Here is a 16,722-nt window from a genome sequence, read left to right on the forward strand (position 1 = left end):
ATGCTCCCGGACATAGGAAATCAGGAGATTCCATCTTCAGTGAACGGCTAAGATTGGAAAAGTTGAATTTATAAACGATAAAATTCAGCTTTCCTGAACATGGAGTGACGCATGCGCGAGATCAGCCTGGACCGGCTGCGCACATTGGTGGCCATTGTCGACTTGGGTTCGTTTGCCGAGGCCGCTCGGGCATTGCACCTTGCGCCCCCCACGGTCAGCTTGCATATCGCCGATCTGGAGGCGCGGGTTGGTGGCCAGCTGTTGTCACGTACCCGTGGACGCATTCAGCCTACGACGATTGGCGAAACACTGGTGGACCGCGCGCGGCGCCTGTTGGCGGATGCGGAGCAGGCGCTGGAGGACGTCGAGCGTCAGGTGCAGGGCTTTGCCGGGCGTGTGCGGCTAGGAGCCTCTACGGGAGCCATCGCCCAGTTGCTGCCGCAAGCGTTGGAGACGTTAGGTCAACGCCATCCTGACATCGATGTGCAGGTCGCGGTACTCACCTCGCAGGAGACGTTGAAGAAGCTTGCCGAGGGCTCGTTGGAGATCGGCCTGGTCGCGCTGCCCCAGCCGCCGGTGAAGGGATTGCGGATCGAGCCATGGCGCCGGGACCCGGTCATGGCCTTCTTGCCGGCGCGCTGGGACTGCCCGGATATCGTCACGCCCGGTTGGCTGGCCGCTCAGCCATTGATTCTGAATGACAACACCACCCGGCTTTCACGCTTGACGTCGGAGTGGTTCGCCACTGATGAACGCCAGCCTACACCGCGTATTCAACTGAACTACAACGATGCGATCAAAAGCCTGGTGGCTGCCGGTTATGGCGCGACGTTATTGCCGCATGAAGCCTCCACGCCATTGCCCGATACCCGGATCGTCATGAGGCCATTGCAGCCCTTGTTATGGCGTGAGCTGGGGATTGCCCACCGGGGTGGCGATGTCGAGCGGTCTACGCAACATGTGCTGGATGTGTTGTGGGGGTTGAGTGCTGGGTAGGTGCAATGACCAAGGGCAGCAATCGACCTAAAGCTGCCCTATATGGAGGTCTTCCTCACGCATAGCGCCTTGGACCGCTCAGGAAGCAGCCCAAGGCAAGGAATAACCAGGTTGGCGTTCTACACCCAGAAGTTAGCCACTCCGATCAATTGAAAGACCTCCTCTTCCGGGGGCTCGGCGAAGATGATGTCCAAGTTACGGTAACCGGAGTGGTCTCCGGCCAAGCTCAACTCGAATCGAGCCCCATCGGCGTCGGCTTCGTAGCTCTTCAAGTAAGTCAGGTTCTTGGTTTCATTGAAAATCACGTCCAACGTGCCGTTGTAACCATTTCCCAGCCGGGTAAAGCCCAAGGCGGACAAATCGATCTTGTCTTCACCCACGGTATAGTCGATCAGGCGATCAGTGTGGTTGTCGGTGGCGGTACGGTAGCTGTCGCTCAGTACGTCGAAGCGGAACACATCGTTGTTACCGCCACCCACCAATAGGTCCCGGCCCTCTCCGCCAACCAATACATCATCCCCTAGCGCTCCATAAAGACGATCATCGCCCGCGGCCCCCGCGATGATTTCGCCTCGAGCGTTGCCTTGTAAACGATCGGCCTCTTCGGTGCCCGTCAACCTGGCTTGCTGAAACAGGAGGTTGGTTTCATTCAGCGTTTGGCCCAAGTCACCGTCGAAAACCACTTCGAAGCGTTCCCCATCCGCGTTGGCATCGAAACTTTTGAGGTAGGTCCGCGTCCCGCTTTCATTGACTCGTATCGCCAGCGTTCCGTCATGTCCATTGCCCAGCCCGAGGAAGCCCATGGACGAGAGGTCGATCGTATCGACGCTGGGGTCGAAGTCGGTGATTCGGTCGCTATGGGCGGCGGTTGCGGTTCGGTAACTGTCTGTGACTGACTGGTAACGGAACGTATCGGCGCCGGTGCCGCCTGTCAGCAGGTCACGACCTTGCTGGCCATCGAGCAGATCGTTACCGGCCCCGCCAAAGATCGCATCGTCGAACGAGGCGGTACCTAGCAAGAAGTCATCATCGCGGCCACCGTCAAGGTGGTAATAGCCGTCGTCGGGATTGCCAAAGCTGTGGTCCAGGCTACCGTCGGGGTTCAACTGAACCAAGGCGGCCAGATAGCCGTCCGCGCTCGTACCTTGGCTTCCGCCAATCAATAGCTTGCCGTCGGCCAGCACGATCATGTCGGCTACGGCGAAAGGCGCGCTTTCCGAGCCCCAACTCATCTGACCCTGATTACCGAAATCGGTGTCGAGCGAGCCGTTGGCGTTGAGTCGGATAACCGTCGCCACACCGCCCGACGCGCCCGCCAGCAGGATTTTGCCGTCATCCTGGATGACGAGGGCGTCTGCGTGAACATCCAGGGCCAGGCTGCCGCCGTTCGCAAAGCTGCTATCCAGGGTGCCGTCCTGGTTGAGCCGGGTCAGGGTATCTCGCCCCGTGACCAATACCTTCCCGTCTCCCTGCAGCGAAACGTCGATCGTGCCGCTGGGGTGGATGCCGACGGACGCAGGCAGGTGCAGGATTCCGGCCTCTGCGAAAGACGAGACCAAGGCCCCCGTCGCGTCGAAGCGGGCGATATAGATCTCCCCAGAGGGATACGCAGCGCTCGCGAAAAAACTGCCGTCGCGTTGCACGGAGAACGACGCTTGCTGGCCTAGAGAGTCATTCCAGTAGAAAGGCACTGTCGCGGTACCGCCGTTCCCGAAACTCGTATCGAGGCGCCCGTCAGCCAAGGTACGGCTGACGCCTGACACCCAGGTGTCGCCCACTTTCACGTATTGCGCCACCAGGTAGCCCCCTCCCGGCTGCACCGCGGCATTACCGCCGTCCTCGATATCGAGCGACACAGGCAGGAGGGATTTACCGTCTCCACTGAAGTTGCGGTCCAGGCTACCGTTGGCATTGAACCGGACCAGGCTGCCGGTGAAGCCTGAATCCTCTTCGCCGCCCAGTCCCAGGCGACTGTAAGCGCCAAGCCAGATAGCACCGTCCGGATCGACCGTGATACCTCCGATGTTGTCCGAACCCCATAAGGTCGTGACCACCATGCCCATGTTTCCTACAGCCGAAGCGGCGGGCGAAATGCTCTGACTCATCTCCATGCCTCCGATAGCTATTTGTCGCCAAAAACAATAGACACGGTTCAGTCTGGTTGCCACTTTACGAAACGAAGAAAGGTTCTTGGACGACCTTCCCCAGGAGCTGCCTAAGTCTTCGCAAGATCCATTACCATAAGACCCCTAACCTGCAATCCGAGGCCCCTGATATGTACTGGGGAGCTCGAAAGTATCAAGGAGCGATGATGTACGGGAATCACAAGTTGGCCTGGTGTGCTTTGCTGGCGGGAGCCGTAGCACTCAGCGGTTGCACTTCGTTGCTTCAGGGCAAGCAATATGTTTTTCCCAGTCCGGATGAGCCCTCGGCTACGGTTCGCCTTAAATATGAACGCGGCACCAAGCTGGACGCCATGACTTTCAACGAAAAGGGCTGCTACGCGGGGTTCACGACACTGCCCTATACCAATGGATTTATCGAATCGCCAATGGCAGCGGGCAAAGAGCTGGTATTGACTTACTGGAACGTCGTCGGAGGTAGCCAGTGTCAAATACCTTTTTCTTTCACGCCGCAGGACGGCGCCACCTACACCTTGAAGACCGGCTTCTGGGGTCAGACCAAGACAGGCATCCTTCCCATCTTTACCAGCGACCAGTATTACTGCGGAATTGGCGTCGTTAAAAAAATCGGCGATCAGGAGAGCATCGAGCCCATTCAACAGCTACGCATCAAGACGGGTTTTGCCTGCCTTAGGTTCGTCAAATAGAGCGGGTGAGCCCATGAGGAATACGGTTCTGAAGCGTCAACTTCCCGAACCCGAAGATGCTGCAAAAGCGAAGCTTCGCAAGCTGCTGACTGCCAGCACGATTTTGCCAATGATGAATAACACCAAATGGGCCGAACTGATCGAAGCAATGCTCGGCACGCCGGAAATGAAACCAGAGTTCAGATTGCACAGTACCTTAGCTCCGAGCGGCTATTGCACAGACTGGGATGGCGACTGGCATTACCACATCCATCCAGTAGCAGAAATTGAGTGGATCGAACTCAGAGCGGTTTCGCTCGATTGGTTGCTGTCCACGCTAAGGAAACACAATCTTCCGTTTTCGCTGGAAGGTGAAACACCGCGTGTATGGGGTTACACAAGACAAGGCTTGCAGCCCGATTGGTGCTGAATCAAGCGTTTTCGACTAACGGCTTTCGGTAAAAACAGACTGAGTAGAGCCAACCGCCATTTCAGGCTTTCAACAACCGATAAAGCGATTGCGCGTGGGATACTTTCGGCCCTGCACGTTGCAGATTCCGGCGACTCTGCGAAGTGACCTCCTCAATCTCGAACGCGTGAGGCGTCAATACCACGTGCTCAATTACACGGGCCGATTGCAAGTGTGTCCCCCTTCAATCGCTCTAACCAACGATCTACGACGTTTACAAACGCTTCGAGCGTTGACAGTTTTCCGATGATTGGAGTGGCTATTGGTTTGCGTGAGCAGGTCGAGAATGGCCTGGGGCGACTGAAATATCGCCGTAGACGCGATTGAGCTGTCAACGCCAACAACATCTTCGACCGCCAGTATTACTCAACCATCGCCAACACCGTGAGCTACGGCGATGATGCCTGCGGCAATTCACATAACATTCCGTCCACTACACCGTGTTAGTGAATCATTTTTGAAGCACTTTTTATAAACCAAAGGCCACAACGGACTTCGGTAGCAGTGCTTCAAAACGCCCTTCGATAAAAATACAGGAAATCGGCTTTACGTAAAAAAAATCTAAACTATGCTGCATTGAAAAGTAAAAAATAAAAAAACCACATACGGAGCACGTCACTTATGATGCGCAGCATCCTCGCGAACGTAATGATACTATCGCTAATTGCATTCTGCTCCGCTTGTGCCATCAGCAACCAAGGAGCTGTTGATTACCGATATAACAGACCCGGCACCAACCAAGGGAATCTAAACCCCAAGTATGTTCGTTCCGAAGCCGCAGCAAACCTAATCAGCGCTGGCGATCCAATAACAGTTTCTCTAAAACAAGTTTTCGTAAAAGATTTCACTGAATACAGGAGCCTGTTGCGTGTCGTTAGAAATGAACCCACAACGGGGGATATTGCAATTGTTTCCAGCACATGCGAGGACCCTTGCAATAGAAAATTTGGAAGCGACGGAATAAAAAGCTCCAAAGTTATTTTTTACAGCAATGACGTACGCCGCGGGCAGTTTCTCAATCTATCAAACTTGCATGGCGTCTTCGGCCCAATAACTTATGGCGGAAACCCGCTGAAATTTGATTTTTATATAATAGAACTAGACACCGACGGCACCCAATTAAGAAACCTCGCTGCTAACCTTGCGGGACTTGGCGAAACTTTTTATCCGCCTGCGCATCCAGCCACTGCGATCCTTTCGTCCTTAGCTGAGGTTTTTATCAAAGATGATCAGGATGATAACATATTTACTTTTTCCTTCGATTTGAAAAGCCCGACCACTGAAAACGCTACAGCGAATCCAAGCTCTGCTGCTATTGAAGCAGGAAATTATGTTTTGATAAGAAGCGAAGACCGCACCCAACAAATTCCCTGGTCCACTCTGGCCTATAATGATGCTACAGGAAGGGTCGTTCATTCACGTTGTGCTTTAATCCCCGAGCCTACTGCGGATTGCTTTTATACAGACAACTCGTACATGGTTATTGAAGTAAGCAAAGCTAAAAACGCAGTGAGCAATGATGCTCAACAGATAATTTTTTCCGCACTAAAATCAAGTATCGCAGCAACTGGCCCAAGCATTTTAAACAACCAATTAACCGCAGAAAAAATGCAAGAAATCAGGAACAGCTTGGAAAGTACCGAGATTCGCGGTCGCGCTATACACACCCTTAAATCTATCAAGGACAGCCCGCCAAATTCACAGAAAAGAAAGCTCGCGACCCTAAACTTAGCTTCAATATGGTTCGATAGCGAAAAAGCGATACTTCCTTCAGACGTTTCCATCGTAGCTACCCAGGCCAACGATTTGTTGGGGCAGTGCACAGACTTATCAATCGAGGATGCACTTGTATATCAAGATGCAATTCGTACCAGGACGGTGGCGAACAAAGCAGCATTTGTTAATGCTCTCGTACAATGTCCATTCAGCCAATAGAGAACCTCCCATGACTCACCTACGGATAATCCTGGCTTCTATGTTTAGCACATGCATATTAGTTACTGGCTGCACAACACAACAAGACAAAAATCATGCAGTATTCATCGACGATAACGAAGCTTTGCATACTGAATACGCACATCTTGAATGGGACCCAAAGATAATTTACAACCCCGCATCTACTGGAACGCCTGAGGTAGTTTTACACGAAGTAATTTCAACATCAACGCAGCCGGCTAAAGCACCGAACTACAAAACAATTAGAGTCAATTTTGCGACTGATCGGACGCGCAACACCGTCGATGGAGAAGAACCTTTCACAGAGGTACCCAATGAAAGTGAAGATGAATTACTCTACGGCACCTGCGATGTCAGCATCCCTTTCGACCATCAAATCGGAGTCATCGAAGGTCCAATGCTTGGGTGGAAACGCCTAGAGAACCCAGAAAAACATATGGTACTCCTATCCACAAAAATTATAGGAAAAGAAGTATTTTTTGAAAATCTAGAAAGCCAAATCATCAGAACCTCAAACTCGAATGCTTTTATTTTTGTGCATGGATACAATGTCAGCTTCTCAGATGCAGCACTAAGAACCGCCCAAATGGCGCAAGACCTTAAATTTGAAGGCGCCGCTATTTTTTATAGCTGGCCTTCAAAAAAAAGCACCGCGACCTATCCTTGGGATGAACAAAACATAGCCTGGTCCGAACCTCATTTCAAAAAATTTCTATCTGACTTTCTAAGCACCACTGCAGCAGAAAATGTATATTTAGTTGGTCATAGCATGGGTACCAGAGCATTAACAAATTCACTCACCTCATTAATCCGAGAAAAACCCGAACTCACCGCAAAACTAAAATCCATAATTCTTGCCGCCCCCGATATTGACACAAGAATATTCAAAAGAGACATAGCGCCTTACCTTACCGGCGCAAATTTAAACTTAACTTTATACGCATCATCTAATGATGAAGCACTGAAACTATCCAGAAAATTCCATGGTTCCCCCAGGCTAGGCGACTCTGGTGCAAGCCTCGCGTTATTGAAAGGCATAGACACCATTGATGCTTCACATGCTGATACGAGCTTCAGTTTTATAGGGCATTCCTATTACGGAAGTAAGTCGATACTTAGTGACATGTACGATATTTTTCAAAAAAAACAAATCAAACCTGATAATCGCTTTGGTCTAGAACCCGTGGGTAAACCAGTTACCCATTGGACGTTCCGTTAAGCGCTAATCCTCGTTGTTGCTGCTGGCCCGTTGCAGTGCCGCAGACCGGTAATCGTCGTTACACCGACGCTGGCCGGCCTGATTGCCTGATCCTGGCTCGCGTCACCACCCTCTATCCTAGGAGCCATGGCCCAACCATCCCCCAACCTCATTGGACGCACCGAAGACATCTGTGCATCGCCCTACCCAAGCTCGGCCCGTATACCCCTGAAGCACTTAACTACTTGGTTGACTATGGCTTCTTCTATCACGCCTACGGGGCCGGCTTTCTCCGGTTCCGCGCTCATTGCCCAACCGCCCCCTCATACCGCCGCTGAATCCGCTCCAACTCCCCCGACCGCCGCAACTGCTCCAAAGCCTTGGCCCACGCCGCGACCACTTCATCCTCAGAGTCCAAGCTAAAAGCGATATACAACGACGAACGATAGAGCTCGATAGGAATTTTCCGCAACGTGCCCGGGGCGATGTTCAACTGGCGGCTGTAGTAAGCCACCCCCGCGTCGGTGTCGCCAACGATGATGTCGGTGCGCCCGGCGAGTAGCATGCGGTAAAGCAACTTGCTCTCGGTGGCGCTTTTGTCCAGGTTGTTGAAGCCCAGCGATTGCAGCATCGTCGGCACCAGGCCGGCATGTCGCGTGGTGATCTGCGAGGCGTGCAGCAGTTGCTCCAGGGAGTTCACCGGCGGCGCCTTGGCCAGTTGATAGGGGTGGATGGACTCTTCCACGATCGGCCCGACCCACTTGTACAACGGCTCGCGCTCCGCCGTGCGAAACAGCGAATACATGATGGTCTTTGGCCGCGTCTTCAGTACTTGGGTGGCGCGCATACTGGGCTGCAGCAGCACCTCGAACTTATCCCCGGTCAGCGTCATGATGGCCCGGACGATTTCCGTGGTCATGCCGGTGAGCTGATTGTTTTCCTGGTAGTTGTACGGTGCCCATTCTTCGGTGACGACCTGATACTCCTCGGCCCCGACCGCAGTGCCAAGCAATAGACAGAGCAGCGCTGCAGCCGGTGTCGAGTGCTTCACGTGTTCTCCCGGAGGACTGTTCGGTGTTTGTGCATGGAGGGCCTGATTCAAGAAGACAGGGTAAGCATAGACCCAAACACATGCCTGACAGTTGACACAGTGCACATTCCTGACCTTAGCAACCCCTCGACCTTGGTGTACGATCAGCGCGAACCGGATATCGACCAACGTGCACGGCGCCTGCCTTTGCGCCCTCCTCCCAGTGGCCCAACCCACATGAACCCAATCGACCCCTTGTCGTTTCAACGTATTACCACCGCTCATGGCACGCTTGAGGGTGCGATCTATTTCGATGCCGAAGAAGACCTCACCCATGAGGTGTTTCCTGAGCGCATCGTTTTTCAAACCAACTATCTGGATTACCGCAGCTATGAGGTCGATCTCTCCGAGGGCAGGATTCGGGTGCGCAAGACGTGCCTGGATAACTACCAGCGCGGCCATAAGGCACAGGTGATCGATGATGAGATGGATGACGAGGATTGGCGTGAGCTGGGCAGTGTGTGGCAGCGCTTGAGCCAAGACATGGACACCCAGGAGCACGGGCCTCGACTCGATTTGGCCGAGACCCTGGCCGACCTGTTTGATTGCCTGTTCGACGAGGCCCACGCGCAATCGCTCATTGAGAAAATGCCGACCCCTACCGCGCAGTGGGATTGGGCATGGACGCAAGTCGCGTCCGCGCTTACCGAGACCCAGCAATTGGCTGAGTTCGAATGGAAGGAGTGGTCGTCCTGTGGGGTCAATGCGGTCAATGCCCTGGCACCGCTGCGGCAGCTGGGCATTGAAATCCCTACGCCTGACGGTAAGACCCTCGAGGCTGTTAACCGCGCCAACGATTGGGAACGGGCGCTGCTGCAGTATTTCAACACACAGCTGGAAGCCCATGATTTGAAGTTGCTGGCCCTCGGCACGCATTTCGATGAATACCAGGCCTTTGCCTGCTTGCCCATGAATGGGCTGGGCCTGGTCAATGCCTTGGAGATCATGGGTAAGCTGGGCATTGTCTATAAATATTAAGCGTCCTTATGCCGCGATGTTCAGGCGTGGCGGCTGGCTAAACCTTCTTTGAGTCTCGAACCGACGCTATGAAAACTTGTGATCAATGCGGCTCCCTCATCCTCGCAGACAACGCCGCTTGCCCGCGATGCGCCGAAGAAATGCGGCTCACGGTGGAGGCGCTCGCGCCGAGGACCGAGCCATCGAAGTGGCCGAAAATCTTGAAATGGCTGTTTATCGGCTTGACGGCTGCGGTGCTGGCAGCCGCAGCCGCAATCGCCTGGATCTTGCATTCGTTGGGGCCGATGCCGTCTTTCGGTTGATTGCCACAGATGCCTCCTAACCCACCTCTACCGTTCATACAGTGAACGTTGGGAGATCTGCCCCAAGCAGGAGCCGAACACATGAAAACCACGCTTGATCACCTCGTTGTCGTGGCGCCGGACCTGGACACCGGCTGCGCGTCCGTGACAGCTGCATTGGGCGTCGACCTTCAAGCGGGCGGCGCCCATTCGCGCATGGGTACCCACAACAGGCTGCTTCACCTTGGCCCCGGGCTCTACCTGGAAGTGATCGCCGTGGACCCGTCCGCTGGAAACCCCGGCCGCGCCCGCTGGTTCGGCCTGGATCAGTTGGGTCCTCATTCACCGGCGCGCCTTGCCACCTGGGTTGCCCGCACCGATGATATCCAGGCAGCGCGTGACGCCTGTCACGATATTGTCGGGGACGTCGAACCCATGTCGAGAGGATCACTGAACTGGCAAATCACCCTACCGGCAGACGGCCGTCTTCCTTTGGCAGGTTCAGCCCCCACGCTCATTCAATGGGCCGATGGACCTCATCCGACGGATACACTCCAGGACAAAGGCTGTTCGTTGTTGGCGTTGGATGTCTTTCATACGGATCCGGAAAAAATCCAGGCGATTTTGACGGCCATGAACTTTTCCGGTCCGGTTCATCTTCATGCGCTTGAAGCGGATTCAGCGCCGTATTTGCTTGCGCATATTCAAACGCCAGGTGGCTTGAAAACATTGCCGCTTTCGAGAGGGTAAATGGCAATCAGGCGCCTGCTCAGCGCCTGGAACGCAGGATGGCAGGTCAATGGGCCAATGCAGGGGCAGAAGAGGCCTGGCCTTTTCCATAGAGGCTCAATTTCGCAACGATGCTCAGAAGCGCCAGCGCGGCAAAAATGATGCTGCTCCATACCAAATTGTGGGTGCCCAGACTTGCGATGACCCAGCCGGCCAACGACGCGCCTAGCGTGATGCCCAAGTTCGAGAATGAGATATAGAGGCTATTGGCAAATTCGGGTGCTTCACTGGCATCACGCATTAACCAACTCTGACTGATGACCAGGCCTGCGGAGTGCAGCAACCCCCACAAGAGTGTTAACAGCACCATTGCCGAGAATGATCCGCCGAGCAGATAAACCAGTACATAGATACCGATATAGAGCACCGGATAAATAATCGTGGTTCGTACGGCATTTTTTTGCAGCCAGGCGCTGAACAAAAAGTTTCCAAAAAACCCGAAAACACCAAACGCCATCAACATCGCGCTCACCCACGTTCCGTTCATGCCGGTGACTCCCTCCAAATACTCAGCAATAAAGCTATAGCCGGAGAACATCGTGGCAAATACAACTACGACGGTCGAAAGGCTGAGCCAAACGGATCCTTGCTTCAATATGTTGAGCTGGCTTTTGAACGACATTTTTTTCTGAGTGGGTAGCGACGGCATGAGCAGCAGGATCCCGACGAACGCCAAACCGCTGGTGACAGCACCAAATAAAAACGCAGCGGCGAGGGATACGTGATCTGCCATGAACGCGCTAAAAGGAACCCCCAGCACCAGCCCGACCGCGACGCCAGCGAAGACCTTTGCAGTCGCTCCCGCTCTTTTTTCAGCGGATACGGAGTTGACCGCCACCACGAGCGCCACCGCGAAAAACACCGCATGGACCAAAGCGGGCACCACGCGAAATATCAGCATGGTCGAGTAGCTGTCCGTATAGGCATTAAACAGATTGGACACAACGAATATCAGCATGATGCTCAACAGCACCCGCTTTTTATTCCACCCTGACATGAGCAAGGTCACGAACGGGCCGGTCACTGCCACCACCACAGCGTACAAACTCACCAGCAAGCCAACCTCCGTCGGACTGACTTGAAGTTGCCGTGCTAATTGCGGCAGTAAACCGATAATTGCCAACTCGGTGGTAATGACTGCAAATACCGCCAGGGCAAGCGTTAACAGTAAAAGCGTTTCTTTTTTCATTTTGATTAGTCTCTAAATACCTTTTCAAGGCATGCAGAATTACGGTGCGCCGGGCGCTGGATTGAGCGACTGGCACACATTTCATTCCTGCAGTGAATTAATCCGCCAACATTGGACAGCTCGGATACGTGGGCACAGTCTATCCAATCCCCACGGTTGGATTAACCGGCCGAAATTCCAATCACTTCATCGTTGGAGGCTAAAATCATTGAGCCTGAAGCCGGCTCCCTCGTCCTCCACGGCCCCCCGGCTAACGAGGCAAAAACAGGCCTGGATTTGATTCGGTCATCGTCACCAGTGCATCGATGATGACGCGCACCTTGCGTTGGATATACAAAGTCCGCGGCCAGATGACGTTAATCGGCATTCGAGCGCCGGCATATTGGTCCAGCACCGTCACCAACTCTCCACTGCGCAGCTGTTCATGGACTAACCACGTAGGGACCTGACACAGCCCACAGCCGTCCAGCACAGCCTTCAACAACAGATCGCCGTCGCCCAGTTCATGCCTGACGCGGATCTCCTGATCTTCAAGACCTTTTTCCCCTTTCAACAACCAGGTGGCTCGCGTTCCCCTTCGCCACCCGACAATGCAATCGTGCTCCAGAAGGTCAGCTTTCTTGTTGATCGGCGGCCGATCGCTCAGATACTCAGGGGATGCACAAATCACCAGCTGCTGCTCACCCAATCTTCGCGCGACCAGTTCAGGGTCATCTTTCAGGTCACCGATCCTCACGACCAGATCGATGCCTTCGGCGACCATATCGACAGTGCGCTCCGCGAAGGTAATGGACAGGTCCAACTGTGCGTATTGACGCGAAAGTTCGATCAGCATCGGCGCGATGTGCCGGCGGCCAAAGGCGGCCGGAAGGTCAATGCGCAGCCTCCCCCGCGGCTCGACCAGCCCCGAGGTGAGAAATCCCTCGGTGTCCTGGAGCGCTTCCATGACCCGCAGGCAGGTAGCGAAATAGGCATCGCCTTCGTTGGTCAGGCTCAATTTTCGGGTTGTGCGGTGCAAGAGTTTCACGCCCAGGCGCTTCTCCAGGCGTGACACGCTTTTCCCAATAGCCGAACTCGTGACGCCTAACTGCAGGGCGGCGGCGGTGAAACTCTCCAGCTGTACAGCCAGGATAAATTCCGGGATGCCATCAAGGTGCAGCGGCTCCATGGTCGACTCCCTATATTCAGTCCGTTCGATTATAACTATGCAGCCGGAAATGCACCGCGTCCGAAAACGTGAACCCGGGCGTCGCAGTCTGTTGACAGATTGCGTCAGCCTGTTTGGGGCTGCTGCGCAGCCCAGCGGGAGCAAGCTCCCTCGCCACGGGATTATCGCTTGGCTAGGCAGACGCATCGCCGCAAAAGGCCCTTCCCTGGAGGGCCTTTTGCGTTGCCCGTCTGCCATGTCGACCGATTTTCTGACAGGTCATCGATTGGTGTGAACCTCGCCGCCCCTCAAACCTCGGATATTTAGGACGTTTTAAAGGGTGAGCCCATGGCAATCGAAGACACATTACTGCGCCAACGTAAGGTGCTCGCCGAATTCGGTGAGCTGGCCCTGGTTTCAGACGACTTGGAGCACATCCTGGATGAGGCCTGTCGCCTGGTAGGCGAGGCATTGGAAACCCATCTGGCGAAGTTCATGTTGCTGGAAGACGACGGCCTCACGTTCATCGTGCGCAACGGTGTGGGCTGGACGCCGGATGTTGTAGGCAAAGTCCGTGTACAGGCACTGGAGCGCACCCCGGAAAGATACTCGCTCCATACCAGCCGCCCCGTCATCTCAACGGACAGAGCGACAGAAACCCGGTTTCGCTACCACGACTTTCAAACACGCAATGGCGTCCAGGCATTCGTTAACGTATTGGTCTACGGAGCGACGGTAACGCAGCCATACGGGATATTCGAAGTCGACAGCCGCAGTCCTCGGCAATTTAGCGAAAGCGATATTGATTTTCTCCGCGGCTACGGGAACCTGCTCGGCGCGGCGTTAAGGCGTGTCAATGCCTTGCAGGCCATGCGCCTGTCTGAAGAGCGACTGCGCGAAAGCGAAAGACACTACCGCATCGCCGCTGAGCTCAATCCGCTCTGGCCTTGGACAGCCGACAGCCAGGGCGCCGTGACGAGCCTGGATCAACGCTGGTATGAATACACCGGACGGACCTTCGAACAGACACTCGGACGCCAATGGTTGAACGCAGCGCACCCCGATGACCGGATGTCATTTGCCCGATTATGGAAGCGCTCACTGACGACCCTGCAACCCCTCGACGCCCAGATCCGCCTGCGCAAACACACCGATGAATATCGCTGGTTCAGAATCCAAGCGATTTGTAGCCGCGATACTGCCGGTCAATGCGAGCAGTGGTACGGCACCGTTGAAGACATCAACGAACGCGTGCAGTTGGAAGCCGCCCTGAGGGATTGGAACGATCTGCTGGAAGAGCGTATCGCCAAGCGCACCGAGCAACTTGAACGAGAACAACACGAACGCGTCCTGGCCGAGTCCAAGCTGCGGCAAAGTCAAAAAATGGAAGCGGTAGGCCAACTGACTGGCGGTATCGCCCATGACTTCAACAACCTCCTGACAGGCATCACGGGCAGCCTGGAGCTGATGCAACGGCACATCGACAATCAGCGTTATGACGAGCTGTCGCGCTACAACGCCGTCGCCCTGACGTCCGCGACCCGTGCCGCCGCTTTGACCCAGCGCCTGCTGGCCTTCTCGAGGCAACAATCACTCCAGCCTGAGGTGTTTGAACCACGGACGGTGGTGGCGGGTCTCGAAGAAATGATCCGGCGTTCCGTAGGCCCCAATATCCATGTCGAGTGCTCTTTCAGCAGTAACGACCCGATCCGATGTGATCCAAACGGATTGGAAAACGCCCTTCTGAACCTGGCAATCAACGCCCGGGACGCCATGCCCGGTGGCGGAACCCTGAAGCTGCAAGTGCGCAGCTGTGTGATCGATAAACGGTCTGCCAGCGAAAAAACGCTGCCACCGGGGCCGTACGTAGACATATCGGTTATCGACTCAGGCACGGGGATCAGCGCCGACATTCTGTCTCGGGTATTCGATCCGTTCTTCACGACCAAGCGCATTGGCGAAGGATCCGGTTTGGGCCTATCGATGATCTACGGATTTGTCCAACAGTCCGGCGGGCAAGTCAGGATTCAAAGCAGTGTCGGCGTGGGCACGACGGTGACGATGTATTTTCCGCTGGTCAACCAGCCGCCTGCGAGCATTAAACAGCCCCAATCGAACGAGACGCCGCCGCTGCAACCAGGCTGCAACGAAACCATCCTGCTGGTCGACGACGAAGCCGCCATTCGCCAAATGGTTTCGGAGTTCCTGACCGACACCGACTACCAGGTCGTCGAAGCGCTGGACAGCGTGTCGGCCTTGAAGCAAGCCGATCAGATGGGGCAGATCGATTTACTTTTGACGGACATCGGCCTGCCCGGAACCATGAACGGCGTCGGCCTGGCACAGGAAATGAGGGTCAGGTATCCGCTCCTCAAGGTGTTGTTCATCACCGGCTTTGCCGAGGGCGAAAGCCTGGTTCGCGTCGACGCAACCACCCGGATACTGACCAAACCGTTCAGTTTGAGCGACCTTGCTCAACAGGTCAGTTCGCTGTTGCACGGAAGTACTGACGGTGCGAGCCCCACCTGATCGCGCCGCCTCGATCAATGCCGCAATAGCTTACGCAGCGGAATCTCGTCCTTGCGCACCGGGGACTTGATGACGATATAGCTGAAGTACTTGGAAATGCCGATGTTCTTGTCCAGCAGGCTTTCCATGACGTCCTGGTAGTCCTGGATGCTGCGGGTCATGAAGCGCACCAGGTAATCGTAGCCGCCACTGATCAGGTGACACTCAAGCACTTCATCCACCAGGCGGATGTTGGATTCGAACTTGGCGAAGTCCTCGCGCTTGTGGTCGCTCAAGGTGACCTCGGTGAAGACCGTCACCGAGTCGGTAATCTTGGCCAGGTTCAGATGGGCCTTGTAGCTGGAGATATACCCCAACGACTCCAGCCGTTTGACCCGTTGCAGGCAGGGACTGGCTGACAGGCCCACGGCATCGGCCAGGCTGACGTTGGTCATGCGGCCGTCTTTTTGAAGCTCTACCAAAATGCTGATGTCGATCCGGTCCAGTTTCGCTAAACCTTCCATCGCATACCTCTTGCCTGCCGTTCGTAAGACAATCTTCTAACAAAATCAGCGTCGTAAAGACAGCTGATGCTGAGCCACCAGGTCCGCCATGCTGTTGATGCAGTAATCCGCCGCGCAGGGTGTTGACGGGTTTTCGCTACTGCGACAGATCAGGCAAACGGCCCCGACCTTGCGTGGACGGGCGCCAGGGCGGGTTATCTGCAGGATAGCTTCGGCATCCAGGCCATTGGCTTGCAACCAATCGTGATCCTGCAACGGGTCACTGGCCAGGGAAATAAAATCTTCAGGCTCGATGCCCAGGCGTTCGCACAGCGCCCCCCGGTCCTCGGCATCCCGATCCCCCAGCACCAGCAGGCGATAGAACTTGCGCAGGTAGAGCATCGCCCCCGGCGCGTCCTCGAACAGCGTCCAACTGGCGGCCGAGCGGGCGAAACTCATACCCTCCTCCCAACTGATCTTGAGCTTCCAGCGTTCGGCCAGTTGGCGGTGGGCGAAACACAGCAAGCCGCTGAAGCCCAGCTCGCCGAAGCGTGGATACAGGGCTTGCAGCACCTCGTCGAATTCGGCCAGCACCTGCGCCTTGTCCTGCGGCTCGCCGAGGTTCTCCAGCAGCGGCTGCAAAGCGGTCCAGATGCCGGAATCGCGATCCACCAGGACCTCATCGCAGTCGATCAACAACGCTCGATATTCAGTCAGCCTCATCTGTAAAGCCTCCGATGATGTCCCATCGCTCCACGCTCCATTGATTTACGCAGGGTGCTGGCCTTGGCAAACGCCCCTGCGCGAAG

At 55.1% G+C, this 16,722-nt stretch carries 14 protein-coding genes; 8 read left to right on the forward strand and 6 right to left on the reverse strand.

The genetic code is table 11. The features are described from left to right. Positions 1-111: 111 nt before the first annotated feature. Entirely contained in the window at positions 112-996 is an 885-nt protein-coding gene (locus QNH97_RS16810; protein ID WP_283553018.1) for a LysR family transcriptional regulator, read from the forward strand. A 119-nt stretch (positions 997-1,115) separates the two neighbouring features. On the opposite strand, the gene QNH97_RS16815 is transcribed toward QNH97_RS16810, so the two are convergent. Then, on the reverse strand, positions 1,116-3,101 hold the full coding sequence (locus QNH97_RS16815; RefSeq protein WP_283553019.1) for a M10 family metallopeptidase C-terminal domain-containing protein: 1,986 nt from the start codon (positions 3,099-3,101) through the stop codon (positions 1,116-1,118). A gap of 206 nt (positions 3,102-3,307) precedes the next feature. On the opposite strand from QNH97_RS16815, the gene QNH97_RS16820 reads away from it, so the two are divergent. From QNH97_RS16820 to QNH97_RS16835, 4 genes are all read left to right on the forward strand, one after another. Then, positions 3,308-3,826, forward strand: a complete 519-nt coding sequence (locus QNH97_RS16820) for a hypothetical protein (protein WP_283553020.1) — start codon at positions 3,308-3,310, stop codon at positions 3,824-3,826. Between the two features lie 13 nt (positions 3,827-3,839). Further along, entirely contained in the window at positions 3,840-4,235 is a 396-nt protein-coding gene (locus tag QNH97_RS16825) for a DUF6678 family protein (protein ID WP_283553021.1), read from the forward strand. Positions 4,236-4,895: 660 nt separating this feature from the next. Continuing rightward, complete coding sequence (locus QNH97_RS16830; protein WP_283553022.1) at positions 4,896-6,209, forward strand: hypothetical protein; 1,314 nt, start codon at positions 4,896-4,898, stop codon at positions 6,207-6,209. A 10-nt stretch (positions 6,210-6,219) separates the two neighbouring features. Further along, positions 6,220-7,449: an alpha/beta hydrolase gene (locus QNH97_RS16835; protein WP_283553023.1), complete on the forward strand. Its 1,230-nt coding sequence runs from the start codon at positions 6,220-6,222 to the stop codon at positions 7,447-7,449. 283 nt (positions 7,450-7,732) lie between these two features. On the opposite strand, the gene QNH97_RS16840 is transcribed toward QNH97_RS16835, so the two are convergent. After that, on the reverse strand, positions 7,733-8,479 hold the full coding sequence (locus QNH97_RS16840; RefSeq protein ID WP_283553024.1) for a substrate-binding periplasmic protein: 747 nt from the start codon (positions 8,477-8,479) through the stop codon (positions 7,733-7,735). A gap of 216 nt (positions 8,480-8,695) precedes the next feature. Between QNH97_RS16840 and QNH97_RS16845 the strand changes: the two genes are divergently transcribed. After that, positions 8,696-9,496, forward strand: a complete 801-nt coding sequence (locus QNH97_RS16845; RefSeq protein ID WP_283553025.1) for a DUF6630 family protein — start codon at positions 8,696-8,698, stop codon at positions 9,494-9,496. Positions 9,497-9,879: 383 nt separating this feature from the next. Further along, on the forward strand, positions 9,880-10,527 hold the full coding sequence (locus QNH97_RS16850) for a VOC family protein (RefSeq protein WP_283553026.1): 648 nt from the start codon (positions 9,880-9,882) through the stop codon (positions 10,525-10,527). Between the two features lie 46 nt (positions 10,528-10,573). Here the strand turns inward: QNH97_RS16850 and QNH97_RS16855 are convergent, their stop codons facing one another. Next, positions 10,574-11,755, reverse strand: coding sequence for an MFS transporter (locus QNH97_RS16855; protein ID WP_283553027.1), 1,182 nt, complete (start codon positions 11,753-11,755; stop codon positions 10,574-10,576). Between the two features lie 250 nt (positions 11,756-12,005). Beyond that, positions 12,006-12,923 (reverse strand): LysR family transcriptional regulator, encoded by a 918-nt coding sequence (locus QNH97_RS16860; RefSeq protein WP_283553028.1) that lies wholly within the window; start codon positions 12,921-12,923, stop codon positions 12,006-12,008. A gap of 327 nt (positions 12,924-13,250) precedes the next feature. Between QNH97_RS16860 and QNH97_RS16865 the strand changes: the two genes are divergently transcribed. Continuing rightward, on the forward strand, positions 13,251-15,431 hold the full coding sequence (locus QNH97_RS16865; protein ID WP_283553029.1) for an ATP-binding protein: 2,181 nt from the start codon (positions 13,251-13,253) through the stop codon (positions 15,429-15,431). A gap of 14 nt (positions 15,432-15,445) precedes the next feature. On the opposite strand, the gene QNH97_RS16870 is transcribed toward QNH97_RS16865, so the two are convergent. After that, the gene (locus tag QNH97_RS16870) at positions 15,446-15,934 is read right to left on the reverse strand and encodes an Lrp/AsnC family transcriptional regulator (RefSeq protein ID WP_003203167.1); all 489 of its coding nucleotides are present in this window, start codon (positions 15,932-15,934) and stop codon (positions 15,446-15,448) included. 45 nt (positions 15,935-15,979) lie between these two features. Then, entirely contained in the window at positions 15,980-16,636 is a 657-nt protein-coding gene (locus QNH97_RS16875) for an HAD family hydrolase (RefSeq protein WP_283553030.1), read from the reverse strand. Positions 16,637-16,722 lie beyond the last annotated feature (86 nt).

Source organism: Pseudomonas sp. G2-4 (assembly GCF_030064125.1).
Classification (GTDB): Bacteria; Pseudomonadota; Gammaproteobacteria; order Pseudomonadales; family Pseudomonadaceae; genus Aquipseudomonas.